Annotated in this window: 18 protein-coding genes and 1 other RNA gene; 9 read left to right on the top strand and 10 right to left on the bottom strand. The window is 61.3% G+C overall.

Features of this window, described 5'->3' with window-relative positions:
- The first annotated feature begins 127 nt into the window (after positions 1 to 127).
- Complete coding sequence (gene cobF / locus NKJ01_RS10215) at positions 128 to 928, top strand: precorrin-6A synthase (deacetylating) (protein WP_352727662.1); 801 nt, start codon at positions 128 to 130, stop codon at positions 926 to 928.
- 38 nt (positions 929 to 966) lie between these two features.
- On the opposite strand, the gene NKJ01_RS10210 is transcribed toward cobF, so the two are convergent.
- From NKJ01_RS10210 to modA, 4 genes are all read right to left on the bottom strand, one after another.
- Positions 967 to 1,308, bottom strand: a complete 342-nt coding sequence (locus NKJ01_RS10210) for a winged helix-turn-helix domain-containing protein (RefSeq protein ID WP_023757072.1) — start codon at positions 1,306 to 1,308, stop codon at positions 967 to 969.
- An 81-nt stretch (positions 1,309 to 1,389) separates the two neighbouring features.
- Positions 1,390 to 2,502 (bottom strand): molybdenum ABC transporter ATP-binding protein, encoded by a 1,113-nt coding sequence (gene modC, locus NKJ01_RS10205; RefSeq protein WP_352727661.1) that lies wholly within the window; start codon positions 2,500 to 2,502, stop codon positions 1,390 to 1,392.
- Positions 2,499 to 3,203, bottom strand: a complete 705-nt coding sequence (modB, locus tag NKJ01_RS10200) for a molybdate ABC transporter permease subunit (protein WP_352727660.1) — start codon at positions 3,201 to 3,203, stop codon at positions 2,499 to 2,501. The genes modC and modB overlap by 4 nt, the downstream gene beginning before the upstream one ends.
- Positions 3,204 to 3,229: 26 nt before the next feature.
- Positions 3,230 to 4,021 (bottom strand): molybdate ABC transporter substrate-binding protein, encoded by a 792-nt coding sequence (modA, locus tag NKJ01_RS10195; protein ID WP_352727659.1) that lies wholly within the window; start codon positions 4,019 to 4,021, stop codon positions 3,230 to 3,232.
- 160 nt (positions 4,022 to 4,181) lie between these two features.
- On the opposite strand from modA, the gene NKJ01_RS10190 reads away from it, so the two are divergent.
- Positions 4,182 to 4,388 (top strand): TOBE domain-containing protein, encoded by a 207-nt coding sequence (locus NKJ01_RS10190; RefSeq protein ID WP_352727658.1) that lies wholly within the window; start codon positions 4,182 to 4,184, stop codon positions 4,386 to 4,388.
- 20 nt (positions 4,389 to 4,408) lie between these two features.
- On the opposite strand, the gene NKJ01_RS10185 is transcribed toward NKJ01_RS10190, so the two are convergent.
- From NKJ01_RS10185 to NKJ01_RS10170, 4 genes are all read right to left on the bottom strand, one after another.
- Positions 4,409 to 4,804: a hypothetical protein gene (locus NKJ01_RS10185; protein ID WP_352727657.1), complete on the bottom strand. Its 396-nt coding sequence runs from the start codon at positions 4,802 to 4,804 to the stop codon at positions 4,409 to 4,411.
- A complete protein-coding gene (locus tag NKJ01_RS10180; protein ID WP_352727656.1) occupies positions 4,783 to 5,202 on the bottom strand; it encodes a hypothetical protein in 420 nt (139 codons plus the stop codon). Before NKJ01_RS10180 ends, NKJ01_RS10185 begins: the two co-directional genes overlap by 22 nt.
- Complete coding sequence (locus NKJ01_RS10175) at positions 5,199 to 5,993, bottom strand: thymidylate synthase (protein ID WP_352727655.1); 795 nt, start codon at positions 5,991 to 5,993, stop codon at positions 5,199 to 5,201. The genes NKJ01_RS10180 and NKJ01_RS10175 overlap by 4 nt, the downstream gene beginning before the upstream one ends.
- 159 nt (positions 5,994 to 6,152) lie before the next feature.
- Positions 6,153 to 6,464, bottom strand: coding sequence for a DUF2853 family protein (locus tag NKJ01_RS10170; protein ID WP_352727654.1), 312 nt, complete (start codon positions 6,462 to 6,464; stop codon positions 6,153 to 6,155).
- A gap of 168 nt (positions 6,465 to 6,632) precedes the next feature.
- Here NKJ01_RS10170 and ssrA point away from each other — a divergent pair.
- Positions 6,633 to 6,992: a transfer-messenger RNA gene (gene ssrA / locus NKJ01_RS10165) on the top strand.
- A 142-nt stretch (positions 6,993 to 7,134) separates the two neighbouring features.
- Here the strand turns inward: ssrA and NKJ01_RS10160 are convergent.
- Positions 7,135 to 8,340, bottom strand: coding sequence for a multidrug effflux MFS transporter (locus NKJ01_RS10160; RefSeq protein WP_352727653.1), 1,206 nt, complete (start codon positions 8,338 to 8,340; stop codon positions 7,135 to 7,137).
- A 187-nt stretch (positions 8,341 to 8,527) separates the two neighbouring features.
- Here NKJ01_RS10160 and NKJ01_RS10155 point away from each other — a divergent pair, with 187 nt between their 5' ends.
- The 4 genes from NKJ01_RS10155 (at position 8,528) to NKJ01_RS10140 (ending at position 10,321) form a co-directional block, all read left to right on the top strand.
- Positions 8,528 to 9,217, top strand: coding sequence for a TetR/AcrR family transcriptional regulator (locus tag NKJ01_RS10155; protein WP_352727652.1), 690 nt, complete (start codon positions 8,528 to 8,530; stop codon positions 9,215 to 9,217).
- A 118-nt stretch (positions 9,218 to 9,335) separates the two neighbouring features.
- Positions 9,336 to 9,872 (top strand): SspB family protein, encoded by a 537-nt coding sequence (locus tag NKJ01_RS10150; protein ID WP_023757062.1) that lies wholly within the window; start codon positions 9,336 to 9,338, stop codon positions 9,870 to 9,872.
- 16 nt (positions 9,873 to 9,888) lie between these two features.
- Complete coding sequence (locus tag NKJ01_RS10145; protein ID WP_023757061.1) at positions 9,889 to 10,086, top strand: DUF4169 family protein; 198 nt, start codon at positions 9,889 to 9,891, stop codon at positions 10,084 to 10,086.
- A gap of 10 nt (positions 10,087 to 10,096) precedes the next feature.
- On the top strand, positions 10,097 to 10,321 hold the full coding sequence (locus NKJ01_RS10140; RefSeq protein ID WP_023757060.1) for a ribbon-helix-helix domain-containing protein: 225 nt from the start codon (positions 10,097 to 10,099) through the stop codon (positions 10,319 to 10,321).
- On the opposite strand, the gene NKJ01_RS10135 is transcribed toward NKJ01_RS10140, so the two are convergent.
- Positions 10,318 to 12,120 (bottom strand): chloride channel protein, encoded by a 1,803-nt coding sequence (locus NKJ01_RS10135; RefSeq protein ID WP_352727768.1) that lies wholly within the window; start codon positions 12,118 to 12,120, stop codon positions 10,318 to 10,320. The genes NKJ01_RS10140 and NKJ01_RS10135 overlap by 4 nt on opposite strands.
- A gap of 166 nt (positions 12,121 to 12,286) precedes the next feature.
- Here NKJ01_RS10135 and NKJ01_RS10130 point away from each other — a divergent pair, with 166 nt between their 5' ends.
- Both NKJ01_RS10130 and NKJ01_RS10125 read left to right on the top strand, forming a co-directional pair.
- The gene (locus NKJ01_RS10130; protein WP_352727651.1) at positions 12,287 to 12,709 is read left to right on the top strand and encodes a MarR family winged helix-turn-helix transcriptional regulator; all 423 of its coding nucleotides are present in this window, start codon (positions 12,287 to 12,289) and stop codon (positions 12,707 to 12,709) included.
- A gap of 104 nt (positions 12,710 to 12,813) precedes the next feature.
- A complete protein-coding gene (locus NKJ01_RS10125; RefSeq protein WP_352603047.1) occupies positions 12,814 to 13,119 on the top strand; it encodes a hypothetical protein in 306 nt (101 codons plus the stop codon).
- The last annotated feature ends 5 nt before the right edge of the window (positions 13,120 to 13,124 follow it).

Genomic DNA, 13,124 nt, shown 5'->3' with positions numbered 1-13,124 from the left:
AGCCTCCTCGGCTGGAATGCTTACAGACCCTAGCCGTTTCACCGTGGCGTTTCAAAGCCCTTCCGTATCCGCGGGTAAGCCCAAGCGGTCTGGACTAACAGGTTCCGATCGGGCAGGAGTTCGCTCCATGCGCAAGCTTCTCGTCATCGGCATCGGCGCCGGCAATCCCGACCACATGACTGTGCAGGCCATATCAGGCCTGAACCAGGCGGACGTGCTGTTCATTCCCGATAAGGGCGCGAAAAAGAACGAGCTCGCCGACCTGCGCCGCCAGATCTGTGACCGCTTCGTTACCAACCCGAAGTCACGCCGCGTCGAATTCGACGTGCCAGTGCGCGACCTGCCAATAGAAGATGGGCCAGTAGAAGACGGGCCGGTCACCTCCTATCGCTCGACGGTCGATGACTGGCATGAAGCCATCGCCTCGATCTACGAGGACCTGATCCGCGACGAGATTGCCGGGGATGGCTGCGGCGCCTTCCTGATCTGGGGCGATCCCTCGCTCTATGACAGCGCCTTGCGCATCCTCGAGCGGGTGCGCTTGCGAGGTAACGTGGCGTTCGAACTGGAAGTAATACCTGGCATCACCGCCATTCAGGCGCTTGCCGCCAGCCACCGGATGGCGTTGAACCGGATCGGCGATTCCATCCACATTACCACCGGCCGGCGCCTGACCGAGGAAGGCCTGGCCGACAATGCCGGCAGCACAATCGTCCTGCTTGACGGCAAATGCGCCTTCAATACGCTGGAAGACAAGGACGCGGTCATCCATTGGGGCGCCTATCTCGGCACGCCGGACGAGATTCTCATCTCTGGCCGACTCGGTGACGTCGGCGCCGAGATTGAGAGAACCCGCGAAGAAGCCCGCCGGCAGAAAGGCTGGATCATGGACACTTATCTGCTTCGCAAGCCTAGTGAACAGGACTAGTCCCTACTGCCTACTGCCTACTGCCTACTGCCCTCCACTCAGCCAGCATCAATCTCCGCCTGTAACGCCTCCATATGTGTCGCTGCAGCGGCAGAAGCCGCACGCTCGATGGCGCGGAAGCGGCTGACCACGGCGAGCCCCGCGCCCGTCAGTTGCGCGCCGCCGCCCTTGCGGCCACCGGTCTGTGCCGCCACCAGTGGCTTGCCGAACACCCGGTTCATGTCCTCCACCAGGTCCCAAGCGTGCTTGTAGGACATTTCCATGCCGCGTGCGGCGGCCGAGATCGAGCCGAAGGCGGCGATCTGCTCCAGGAGTTCGATCTTGCCCGGTCCGATGCGCCCGTCTGGATCGAGATTTATCCGCAAGCTCAACGACGGCATTTTTTCTCCTCCGCAGTCACGCCCAATCCCATACTAGAGACTTCCCGGCGAAACCGCTATTCCAAAAAGACATAGCGACGATCATCCGTCCGCCTCACCGGGCAGGCCGGCGCTGGTGCTGGCCCGGTCGAAGCTCACCGTCTTGACCACCGCGAAAACCTTGCCGCCGAGATGAAGCTTCAGTGTCCGCCGCGACTGTTCGGTGATGCGGGCAAGCACGGTTGCGCCGTTGCAGTCGATGCCGACATCGACCGCCGGGCTCTCACCGGAGTTTATCGCGGTAATGGTTCCCGGCAGGATGTTGAGTGCGCTGAGCCCTGCCGGATGTTCGGTGGCGATCATCACATCGCGGGCACGTATACGGATGCGCACAGCCGCCCCCGCCTTCATCGCCAGCCGCGGCACACGGATCTCACCGGCCGCCGATCCGAGCACGGTCATGCCGAAAGTCTCGTCGTGACGCAGCACCTTGGTGTCCAGCACGGCGCCCCCCTCGCCGCGTTCTTCCGCCGGCAACAGGTCGAGCCTTTGCATGACTGCCTCGGTCGGACCATTGGCGATGACATGGCCTTGCGCCAGCATCACCACGTCACTGGCCAGCCGCGCCACCTCGGCGACCGAGTGGCTGACATAGACGATCGGGATTTTCGTCTCGTCGCGCAGCCGTTCGATATAGGGCAGGATCTCGGCCTTGCGCGCCTCGTCGAGCGAGGCCAGCGGCTCGTCCATGAGCAGCAATCCAGGGCTGGCAAGCAGCGCCCGGCCGATTGCCACACGCTGCTTCTCGCCGCCCGAGAGCTTCGCCGGTCGCCTGTCCATGAGCGGGCCGATGCCAAGCAGGTCGACGACGGCATCCATATCGGCATAGCGCTCCGCTGGCGGCGTGAACCAGCGGCCGTAACGCAGATTGCCGGCAACACTCATATGCGGAAACAGCCGCGCATCCTGGAAAACCACGCCCATGCGGCGCTTGTGCTTCGGCACGAAGATGCCAGCATTGGTGTCGACCAGCACGCGGCCGTCGACCTCGATGCGTGCCTTGTCGGGCCGGATCAGCCCGGCGATCATGTTGATCAGCGTCGTCTTGCCCGACCCCGACGGTCCGAACAGTGCCGTCAGCCGTCCGGCGCTTTCGAAGCGGGCGTCGATGGCAAAGCCGCCCAGCCGATGGCCGATATCGACGAGAACGCTCATTCGATGTCCATCCGCCGGCCGACACGCCGCGCCAGCACTTCCGAAGCCACCAGAGCGGCCATGGAAATGACGACGGAAATCAGCGTCAGCCGCAGTGCCCCTTCATCGCCACCCGGCACCTGAGTGAAGGTGTAGATCGCCGACGGCAATGTCTGCGTCTCGTTGGGAATGTTGGAGACGAAGGTGATGGTCGCGCCGAACTCGCCCATCGCCTTGGCGAAGGATAGGATGGCGCCGGCGATCAGCCCAGGCAGGATCAGCGGCAAAGTGATGGTTGCGAAGACCCACAGCGGATTGGCGCCGAGCGTTCCCGCCGCCGCCTCCATCTTGCGGTCCACCGCCTCGATCGACAGCCGGATCGCCCGCACCATCAGGGGAAAACCCATGACGCCGCAAGCCAGTGCCGCACCCGTCCAGCGAAAGGAGAAAACAATGCCCAAATGGTCGGCCAGGAAGGCACCGGCCGGCCCGCGCCGGCCAAAGGTCAGCAGCAGCAGATAGCCGGTCACCACGGGCGGCAGGATCAGCGGCAGATGCACCAGCCCGTTGACCAGGGTCTTGCCCCAGAACTGTGCACGGGCAAGCAGCAGTGCGATCAGTATGCCTGGCGGCAGGCTGGCGAGCATCGCCACCGTTGCCACCTTGATCGACAGCCGGACCGCATTCCATTCGTCGGGAGTGAGGTCCAGCAGCCAGTTCATATTGCGAGATGAAGCCCCTTGGAAACTCAGTTGCTCGGTGCGAGCACAGTAAAACCCTGATCCTTGAACAGCCTACCGGCCTTCGGCGACTGCAGGCATTTCAGGAAAGCCGGCGTATCCTTGTCCTTCGAATCGGCGGTCTGGGCAACTGGATAGATGATCGGCGGATGCGAATCCCCCGGGAAGGTGCCTACCACCTTGACGCCCTTTTCGGCGTGCGCGTCGGTGGCATAGACGATGCCGAGGGCTGCCTCACCTGTTGAAACCAGCTTGAGCGCCGCGCGCACATTCTCGGCCTGCGCCACCTTGCCCTCGACCGAAGACCAGACGCCGAGCGATTCGAGCGCGGCCTTGCCGTATTTACCGGCCGGCACCGCTTTGACGTCGCCCATGGCGAGCCTGCCATCGCCGATCAGCTTGGCGAGGTCAAAACCTTTCTCGATCTTGGTTTCAACCGCCGAGTCCTTCGGCGCCACCAGCACGATCTCGTTGCCGAGCAGCTTTACTTCGGTGTCCGGTTTGGTCAGCTTCTTGTCGGAGAGATATTTCATCCAGTCGAGGTCGGCTGAGATGAAGACGTCGGCTGGTGCCCCACTCTCGATCTGCTTGGCAAGCGCCGAGCTTGCGGCATAGGAGACCGTCGCAGCCTCGCCGACATCGGCCTCGCAGGCCTTGTTCACCGCATCCAACGCGTCCTTAAGGCTGGCCGCAGCAAACACCACCACCTTGTCTTCCGCATGTGCTGCCGGAACTGCCATCAACGTCGCCGCAAGACCGCCGATGGCGATCGCCCTCAATCCAGAACCTTTGCGCGTCATGGAAAGTTCTCCCTGGTTCGAATCCGATCTGCTCGAAGCCTGCCTACCGATATATCCGCATGAATATAACAAGGGAAGGCCTGGTACCCCGCGAAAGCGCCTGTGCGACATCGATTGTTCTGGTAAGACGGGCAAAAGAAATCTCGGAAAGGAAGCTCCGATGAAGGTCAGCGCCCGCAACATCCTCAAGGGAACGATCACCGAGATCGTCAAGGGAGCCACCACCTCGCATGTCAGGATCGACATTGGCGGCGCCATCGTCACCGCCTCGATCACCAACGACCCTGTCGCCGATCTCAAGCTCGAAAAGGGCAAGCAAGCCTATGCCGTGGTCAAGGCCTCGGACGTGATGGTCGGCATCGACTGATCGCCGCGTCCTAAGAAGGTCTAGGCGGCAAGCCTATGAATCAAGGCATCTTCGACATAGATGCCATTGATGGTGTTATGCGAAAATCGTACCTCTCCTAGACCATCAACTCGCATGGCGATACCTAAGCCCGCGATGAGCCGGTCGTCCGCTGATGTGATCTTCACCTTGCTAAGATCTAAAATAGGCTCTTGAGGACGTTCCTTGCGCCAGTCAGCGGCAAAGGTTGCTGCATCAAGATATTTCTTCTCAAGATCCTTTCGTGGACCTCGATAGGCGATGATCATGCGCCAGTTGTCGACGTCACTGTTGTACAACCATAATGCGGCTGCAACTCCAAATCCCTTTTCATCAAGAGCACGAATTAGGTTGATGCCGGCATCGATGTCGGTCCTTACCAACGATCCTGAAGCCATCTGAATATTCCTTGCCCTTCGTCGACCATCGCGTTTCGCATGGCCGTGGCCTCGAACATATCTATCATATCGTAACGCGAAGCCTCATTCCAATCTGAAACCGCCGACCAATGGCCATCGAATACAGGCGACGCCGTCCGGCTTTCGTTAAGGTCCGCAGACAAGCCAGCCAACGCCACAAGCCTGTTGAGGTCATGGCTGTACACATCTTGGACGAATTTCTTGTCAGGAATGGTATCTGACTGAAAAAGTCGCGAAATTCGTGACTTGATGGCAATTTCCGCAGCGTACCCGAAAAGATAGTAAGCATTCGAATAGCGTTCGTTTTGAAACAAAAGTTCTGCGTCTTGCAGCTTCGCATTGGCTATGGCTTGAAGCGCGGTCCTCTCTAGCGTCATACCGCGATCGGCGCCTTGATCGACGCGTCGGCGACGTAGTTTTCCAGCCGGAAATCCTCGAAGCGGAAGGCGAAGAGGTCCTTCACCTCTGGATTGATCCACATCGTCGGCAACGCCCTCGGCGTGCGCCGCAGCTGTTCGCGCGCCTGCTCGAAATGGTTGGAATAGAGGTGCGCGTCACCAAGCGTATGGACGAAATCGCCGGGCTTCAGCCCGGTCACTTGCGCCACCATAAGCGTCAGCAAGGCGTAGGAAGCGATGTTGAACGGCACGCCGAGGAAGATATCGGCCGACCGTTGATAAAGCTGGCAGGAAAGCCGCCCTTCCGAGACGTAGAACTGGAACAGGCAATGACAGGGCGGCAGCGCCATCGCCTCCACCTCGGCTGGATTCCATGCCGAAACGATCAACCGCCGCGATTGAGGGTTTTTGCGTATCTCCTTGAGAAGGTTTGCAATCTGATCGATCGAGCCACCATGGCCGTCCGGCCAGGAGCGCCATTGCCTGCCGTAGACGGGGCCGAGGTCGCCATTCTCGTCGGCCCATTCGTCCCAGATCGAAACGCCATGGTCGGTCAGGTATTTGATGTTGGTGTCGCCGGCCAGGAACCACAGAAGTTCATGGATGATCGACTTGAGATGCAGCTTCTTGGTGGTGGTGACGGGAAAACCGCGCGCCAGATCGAAACGCATCTGGTAGCCGAAGACGGAGCGCGTTCCGGTGCCGGTGCGGTCGCCGCGATCGGCACCGCTGTCCAGCACGTGCTGCAGGAGGTCGAGATACTGGCGCATCGGTTCCGGCTCGATTCGGTTGTCCAGCCATCATAGCTGATGGACAGGCGGCCGAACACCAGAAAGCAGCGCAAATCCTGCTCGAAGGTCGCCAGTCCCCAACAACATCATCGGCTGGCGCAAGGCTCGCGCCAGCCTCCGCAAATTGACGCGCGATCGTCAGAGGGAGCCGAGCTTGCCCAAATCCTTCGCAACCAGATAGTAGAAAGTCACCCGGCTTTTGGTGTTGTCGGCGGACATTGCCTTGCACGTCTTTTCGATGGCCGCATCGGCCTTCGCCGAGTCGCTGATGCCGAGTTTCTTGGCAACCCAGTTGTCCCTGACGCGCCCAAGCTCCTTCGGATCGGTGCAGGACACCAGCGAGGAATCGCGGTTCCTGAGCGCAATCCCCAGATGCTTTACGATCTTTTCGACCGCATCCGCACTGGCGCCAACGTCGTATTTCTTCACGTCTGCAAGATAGTCGGCCATCAAAATTCCCCTCGTCGGCGCCACGGATCCGATCGATGAGGGTTGTGGCGCGCTGCTGCAACGTGTGCGCTAGGTCGGCAACTCCTCACCGTAGCAAAGCTTCGGTGGAGACCGCGCCCAAGTCAACCCTTTGGAGACGCGGTTTGACACGGGACAAAGTGCCATTGCGGCCTTTCATTTCTCGCGATGGGCCCCTATATTCAGTTTGTCGGCTTGACCGACTATGGCGATAAATGGGCGATGAAATAAGCCGTTCGGACCCGGGGGCGGTACCCGGCGCCTCCACCAAAAGCCGCTGTTGGCGACAGAGCGGTTTTTGCTGGGGGCGAAATAGGATCGACGAAGGTGTAAAGATCGTACTTTTGCCCGGCATAGTACCACCGTTATCGGGCTAAACCTGTAGTTGCAAACGACAACTATGCGGAAGCACGTCTCGCCGCGTAAGCGGTGCGATAGCTTCAATTCAAGCCCTAGGGGTTCGCACTTCTAGGCGGGGTTCGGAGGTACCTGGCAACAGAAACCTCCACTTCTCCCCTCCTCCTTCGATATGCGTCACGTGCAACGGCAGCTTCCGGTTGAGGAGCGTGTCCGCTTCATCCTCGGCGTAGCTGGTCTGCGGGCATGAAAAAAGGCCGGACGAACCCGGCCTTTTTTATGCGTTTGCGCTCGCCTATTCCGCCGGGGCCTCGACCGTCTCGCGCGAGCGGCCGAGCGTGACCTTGGCCAGTGTGAACGAGATCACCGCGCAGAGCGTGATGCCGGCGACCATCGGCAGCGGCGTGCCGTCGAAGAACACCCCGGCGACGCCCATGGCGAGCGCGCCGATGGCGAAGTGCAGCGTGCCCATCAGCGCCGAAGCCGTGCCGGCGATCTCACCATGCTCTTCCATGGCAAGCACCGAAGTGGTGGGGATGACCAGACCGAGGAAGCCGTAGCCGACGAACAGCAGTGCCGCCATCACGTCGAGCCGGTCGATGCCGGTCGCCATCACCGCAAACAGCACCACCATCGTCGTGGCGTAGCCGGTCACCGCGACGCGCACCACGCGCCGCAGCCCGAACCGCTCGGCCAGCAATCCCGTCAGCTGCGACATGCCGATGAAGGCGACCGCATTGATCGAGAAGAACACGCTGTAGACCGAAGGCGACAGCCCGTAATGGTCGATCAGGATGAAGGACGAACTCGACAGATAGACGAAGAAGCTCGCAATGCCGAAGCCCGCGATCGCCACAAGGCCAAGGAAGTTGCGGTCGCCCATCAGGAAGCGGTAGCCGGCAAGCGCGGTGCCGAAGGAGGAGCCGACGCGTTCTTCCGCCGGCCGCGTCTCCTTGAGGGAGGTTGCCAGAAGGATGGTGGCCAGCAGTGCCGCACCCGTCACCGTCCAGAACACGGCGCGCCAGCCGAAATTCTCGATGATCTGGCTGCCGGTCAGCGGCGCCAGGATCGGCGATACCGAAAACACCAGCATCAGCAAGGACATCAGCTTGGCGGCCTCATTGCCGGTGTGCAGGTCGCGCACGATGGCGCGCGGAACGGCCATGCCGGCGCTGGCGCCAAGCCCTTGCAGGAAGCGGAAAGCGATCAGCCATTCGATGGTCGGCGCCATTGCCGAACCGATGCCGCCAACCATGAACAGCGCAAGGCCGCCATAAAGCGGCAGCTTGCGGCCGACCATGTCCGAGATCGGCCCGACGACGATCTGGCCGAAGCCCATCGACAGGAAGAAGATCAACAGGCTCATCTGCACGGCGGCGGTGCTGGCGTGCAGGTCCGCGCCGATTGACGGCAACGCAGGCAGATACATGTCGATGGCGAACGGGCCGATGGCGGACAACAGGCCGAGCACGACCGCAATGCGGAGGAATTTGGGACTCATGATAAGGGCTTCTTTCAAGACTGGTTGCCGCCGCGGGCGACGTCTAACCTAGGACGTTCCATCCCCATGAGATTCCGACACCTCAAGAGCGAATTTTGTTCGTCTCTGCGGGCGAAATCTCTTCATTGTATGTCCACAAATTTAGACAGTCTTGTCTAATTCGTCAATCATCTCTATATAGATTTTTATGAAGCTGCACGTCTCTCCTGACACTTTCCCGCCACGCGGCCATGAGGCCAAGCGTCTGTCGATCGTCGACTCTGCAGCTGCCGTGTTTTGCCGCGAAGGGTTCGCAGGCGCCAACATCGATCTGATCGCAGCCGAAGCCGGCGTCTCGCGCCAGACCATCTACAATCATCATGGCGACAAGGAGAAATTGTTCGTCGCGGTGGTTCGTGATCTGACCGAACGCTGCAATGCCGGCATCTTCGCCACCATCGCTACCTTCCCAGATCAGCCCAAGGATCTCGAAGCGGATCTGATCGGCTTTGCCGTTCGCTTGAACCAGAACTGCATCTGCAGCCGCGACGGAAAGTTCCTGCGCAAGTTGATCCAGACCGAAGGCGAGCGCTATCCCGAACTGTTTGCAGAGTGGCGCGAACAGGGACCGGGCAGGACATGGCCGGCGATCGCCGCCCGCTTTGCCCGCCTCGCCTATGGCGGTTACCTCGCGATCGAGGACCCCGACGTGGCGGCACGCCAGTTCCTTGGCCTCGTCAATGCCGAACTGCAGACGACCTTCATGCTTGGCGGCTCGCCGCGCGAGGATGAAGTGGTGCAATCCGCGACAAATGGCGTTCGCACCTTCTTGCGCGCCTTTGGCAAGCGCCGTTCCGCGGTATCGGTTGAAAAGCAGACCGCGCTTGCCGGCGCCTGAGCGATCAAATCGTTGGCAATAGTCCTCGTATCGGTTCGGTGGCTGTCTATATCAGGTTTACGCCGCCCTAAAGCTTGATTACAGCTATGCGGACGATTCAACGGAACCCGACCACCACATGGCCGACGACCACATTCGCTATGACATTCTGGCCCAGGAGGCGTTGCGCGGCGTCATGCGCAAGGTCCTGGCCGAAGTCGCGCGTACCGGCCTCCCCGGCAACCACCACTTCTTCATCACCTTCCTGACCGGTGCACCGGGTGTGCGCGTGTCATCGCGTCTGCGCGAGCGCTATCCCGAGCAGATGACCATCGTCATCCAGTTCCAATATTGGGACCTGAAGGTGACCGACACCGGCTTCGAGGTCGGCCTGTCCTTCTCCGACGTGCCGGAGAAGCTTGAAATCCCGTTCTCGGCCGTGCGCGGCTTCTACGATCCCTCGGTCAATTTCGAGCTCGAATTCGACGTCAAGACCGATGCTCAGCCCGACGAAGAACCGGCAACACCGACACCCGAGCCGCTGACCATCGTCTCCGAGAAAAAGCCCAAGGCCGAAAAGAAGGCTGCCGCCGAGGCGGAGAAGAAGCCCGCGGCGGCGGACGCCGCCACCAAGGGCGCCGAAGTGGTCTCGCTCGACGCCTTCCGCAAGAAATAAGCCCGCAGTTAACGCCATGGCCGACATCGTCAATCTCCGCCAGGCCCGCAAGCAGAGGGCGCGGGACGAAAAGGTGCGGATCGCCGAACAGAACCGGGTGCTATACGGCCGCTCCAAAGGTGAAAAGCAACGCGACCACCTAGTTGCCGACCAGGCCGAGAAATTCGTCGCTGGTCACCGCCGCGAGCCATCCGGCGGCGAAAGCGAGCAATGAGCGCTCCGCAGTGAGCGCGGTCGAAAAGCGCTCGGTGACCATTCGCGGCCACCGCACCAGCTATTCGCTCGAAAAACCCTTCTATGACGACCTCGTCGCGATCGCGGCCACGCGGCAATTGACGCTCGCGGCTCTTGTCGCCGAAGTCGACGAGACGCGGCCTCGCGACACCAACCTGTCCTCGGCGCTGAGGCTTTATGTGCTCGAGTGGGTGAAACGCGGAACGAGTTCCTAGAGGCCCTCGATCGTCGCTTCCTTTTTCCCGCGCCTGGTGCGGAATCCGAGCAAGGTCGAGCGATCACGCTCCTCGGCCTGCTTCCTCGACCGCACACGCATCAGATCCTTCCAGCCGACATAACCGACCAGTCGCAGGTCTTCACGGCTAACGACGGGCAGGTGGGAGACATTGGCCATCAGCAGCTTGTCGGAGAGGCCTTCAAGATACTCGTCCGGATAGGCCAGCGTCACCTTGCTACCGGCCAGCAGCTCGCCAAGCGTCGTGGTGCGGTGCCTACTGGCGCGTCTCCAGCGCAAGATCGCCGGCGGATCGATGAGACCCAGCACATGGCCGTTCTCATCGACCACCGGAAAACTCGGATGCTGTGTTTCTGGCGCGGTCAGGAAGGCTGCTGCGCCATGCAGCGTCATCGTCGCCGGCACGCTTTCGACCTCAGACGTCATCACCTCGCGCACCCTGGTCAAGGCGAAGGGATCGACGCGGTATTCGCGAACCAGATGGTGTCCCCTTCTGGCGATCTTCTCGGTCAGGATCGACCGCTTCATCAAAAGCACGGTGACGGCGTGCGCCGCGGCGCAAGCCGCGATCAGCGGCACCAGTATATGCGTATTGCCGGTCAGTTCGACGGCAAAGAAGGTGGCCGTCAGCGGCGCGCGCGTCGTGCCGCCCATGGTGGCGGCCATCGCCAGCAGTGCCCAGAAGCCCGGATCCGCCGCGGGCAGAATGCCGGCCAGCACCGCCCCCATCGCCCCGCCCATGATCAGCAGCGGCGCCAGCACGCCTCCCGACGTTCCCGAGCCAAGCGCAACCGACCAGAAGATGGCCTTCACCACCAGAAGGAGGAGTGCCGCGGTCGCGATCATGCGGCCGTCCAGCATGTCAGTGATGTTGTCATAGCCGACGCCGAGCGCGTGCGGCTCGATCAGCCCGCCTATGCCGACCACCAGACCACCCAGCATCGGCCACCACATCCAGTGGATAGGCAGCTTCTGGAAGCCGTCCTCGCAGGCGTAGACCATCTGCGTCAGCAGCCCCGACAACAGGCCTGCCGCGACCCCGATCGCCACCCAGCCGGCAAGGCCGACAAAGGATACCTCCATACCGCCCTGAAACGGAAAGATCGGTCCGGGCAGATGCAGCACGGTGCGCTCGACCTGGGCAATGATTGCCGCGACCGCCACCGGAATAAAGCTGCGCGGGGTCCATTCGAAGAGCAGCAATTCGACGGCCAGCATGATGGCGGCGATCGGTGTCCCGAAGACCGTGGTCATTCCCGCCGCCGCACCCGCAACCAGCAGCGTCTTGCGTTCGTTGTCGCTGACCGGCAGCATCTGCGCGATCAGCGAGCCGATCGCTCCGCCTGTCATGATGATCGGGCCCTCGGCGCCAAAGGGCCCGCCGGAGCCGATCGAAATCGCCGACGACAATGGCTTCAGGATCGCCACCTTGGCATCGAGCCTGGAGCGCCCGAGCAGGATCGCCTCAATGGCCTCGGGGATGCCGTGACCGCGGATTTTCTCGCTGCCGAAGCGCGCCATCAGGCCGATGATCAGCGCGCCGATCACCGGGACGATGATGGAGGCATAGCCCAGCGGCGTGTCTTCGAGTTTCAGGTCGGCGAGCGTGAACTGGCCGAAATAGGCGATGTTAGTGGCCAGCCGGATCAGCTTCAAAAGCGCGATACCGGCAACCAGTCCGGCCGTCGCCACGACCACCGCAATGGCAGCAACAAGCAGCACCCTGGCATCAGTCGTGAAATCACGCAGATGCTCCGGATTCGAGTGGTGGATCTTCATGGCGGGCTTTGCTTCCTGGCTGCGGGCCGTACGTGGTTGCGGCACGGTCGAAAAGGCCAGCCGGGGTTTGTCGGTGGCTATGTATCGTAACACGATATATTTGTTCAAGCCGGTTTCGCCCGAAATCCGTTTGAGTTTTCGTCGGAAAACGAACACATGTCTGAATATGTCGCCGCCACAAAAACCACGCCCCGCCATCAGCCAGGCCGACTACCAGCGGCTTTCCGAGTTTCGATACCTGATCCGCCGCTTTCTCGAATTCAGCCAAATCCAGGCGGAAGGCGCCGGCCTGACTCCGCGCCAGCATCAGGCGCTGCTGGCAATCAAGGGTTTCCCCGGCGGCGGGCCGGTGACGGTTGGCGATCTGGCCGAACGCTTGCGCACTCGCCATCATAGCGCCGTCGAGCTGGTCAACCGCCTTTGCGAGGCAGGGCTGGTCGCTAGAAATCAGGACAAGGACGATCATCGCCGCGTGCTGCTGCAGCTGACCGAGCGCGCCGACGATTGTCTGGCCGAGCTATCGGCGGCACATCTCGACGAGCTGTCGCGCATCGAACCGATGTTGAGGCGGCTGCTCGATCGGGCGTGAAGCCCAGATGCACGGAAAGAGCTATTTTCCCGTCACCCGGAATCCTTTGGCTTCGCCGCAACGTCTCGGACATGAGCATGGGGCAACGAAGAGGAACAACTGCGATGAAACGCCTCCTGATACGCTACAAGACGAAACCGGAACGGGCCGACGAGAATGAACGGCTGGTCAAGGGCGTATTCCATGAGCTGCGGGAAAAATCGCCGGACGGCGTTCGCTACATGACATGGCGTTCCGACGACGGGACCTTTGTCCATCTGGTCGAGACGGAAACCGAGGCCCATGCCGATATCATCACCGGGCTGGCGGCATTCGAGGCCTTTCAGATTGGCATCAGGGATCGCTGCATCGAGCGTCCACACAGCGAGGAAATGACTGTTGTGGGCAGCTACCGTATGCTCGACCAGTAGGTGGA

This window comes from Mesorhizobium sp. M0276 (genome assembly GCF_040321755.1).
In the GTDB taxonomy this organism is placed as follows: domain Bacteria; phylum Pseudomonadota; class Alphaproteobacteria; order Rhizobiales; family Rhizobiaceae; genus Mesorhizobium.
Note: the sequence above shows the minus strand (reverse complement) of the source record. Positions and strands in the feature narration are given on the sequence as shown.

Bases quoted from the DNA above. Each gene is read 5' to 3' on its own strand.
- cobF (WP_352727662.1), top strand. From the start codon at position 128: ATGCGCAAGCTTCTCGTCATCGGCATCGGCGCCGGCAATCCCGACCAC.
- NKJ01_RS10210 (WP_023757072.1), bottom strand. From the start codon at position 1,308: ATGCCGTCGTTGAGCTTGCGGATAAATCTCGATCCAGACGGGCGCATC.
- modC (WP_352727661.1), bottom strand. From the start codon at position 2,502: ATGAGCGTTCTCGTCGATATCGGCCATCGGCTGGGCGGCTTTGCCATC.
- modB (WP_352727660.1), bottom strand. From the start codon at position 3,203: ATGAACTGGCTGCTGGACCTCACTCCCGACGAATGGAATGCGGTCCGG.
- modA (WP_352727659.1), bottom strand. From the start codon at position 4,021: ATGACGCGCAAAGGTTCTGGATTGAGGGCGATCGCCATCGGCGGTCTT.
- NKJ01_RS10190 (WP_352727658.1), top strand. From the start codon at position 4,182: ATGAAGGTCAGCGCCCGCAACATCCTCAAGGGAACGATCACCGAGATC.
- NKJ01_RS10185 (WP_352727657.1), bottom strand. From the start codon at position 4,804: ATGGCTTCAGGATCGTTGGTAAGGACCGACATCGATGCCGGCATCAAC.
- NKJ01_RS10180 (WP_352727656.1), bottom strand. From the start codon at position 5,202: ATGACGCTAGAGAGGACCGCGCTTCAAGCCATAGCCAATGCGAAGCTG.
- NKJ01_RS10175 (WP_352727655.1), bottom strand. From the start codon at position 5,993: ATGCGCCAGTATCTCGACCTCCTGCAGCACGTGCTGGACAGCGGTGCC.
- NKJ01_RS10170 (WP_352727654.1), bottom strand. From the start codon at position 6,464: ATGGCCGACTATCTTGCAGACGTGAAGAAATACGACGTTGGCGCCAGT.
- NKJ01_RS10160 (WP_352727653.1), bottom strand. From the start codon at position 8,340: ATGAGTCCCAAATTCCTCCGCATTGCGGTCGTGCTCGGCCTGTTGTCC.
- NKJ01_RS10155 (WP_352727652.1), top strand. From the start codon at position 8,528: ATGAAGCTGCACGTCTCTCCTGACACTTTCCCGCCACGCGGCCATGAG.
- NKJ01_RS10150 (WP_023757062.1), top strand. From the start codon at position 9,336: ATGGCCGACGACCACATTCGCTATGACATTCTGGCCCAGGAGGCGTTG.
- NKJ01_RS10145 (WP_023757061.1), top strand. From the start codon at position 9,889: ATGGCCGACATCGTCAATCTCCGCCAGGCCCGCAAGCAGAGGGCGCGG.
- NKJ01_RS10135 (WP_352727768.1), bottom strand. From the start codon at position 12,120: ATGAAGATCCACCACTCGAATCCGGAGCATCTGCGTGATTTCACGACT.
- NKJ01_RS10130 (WP_352727651.1), top strand. From the start codon at position 12,287: ATGTCGCCGCCACAAAAACCACGCCCCGCCATCAGCCAGGCCGACTAC.
- NKJ01_RS10125 (WP_352603047.1), top strand. From the start codon at position 12,814: ATGAAACGCCTCCTGATACGCTACAAGACGAAACCGGAACGGGCCGAC.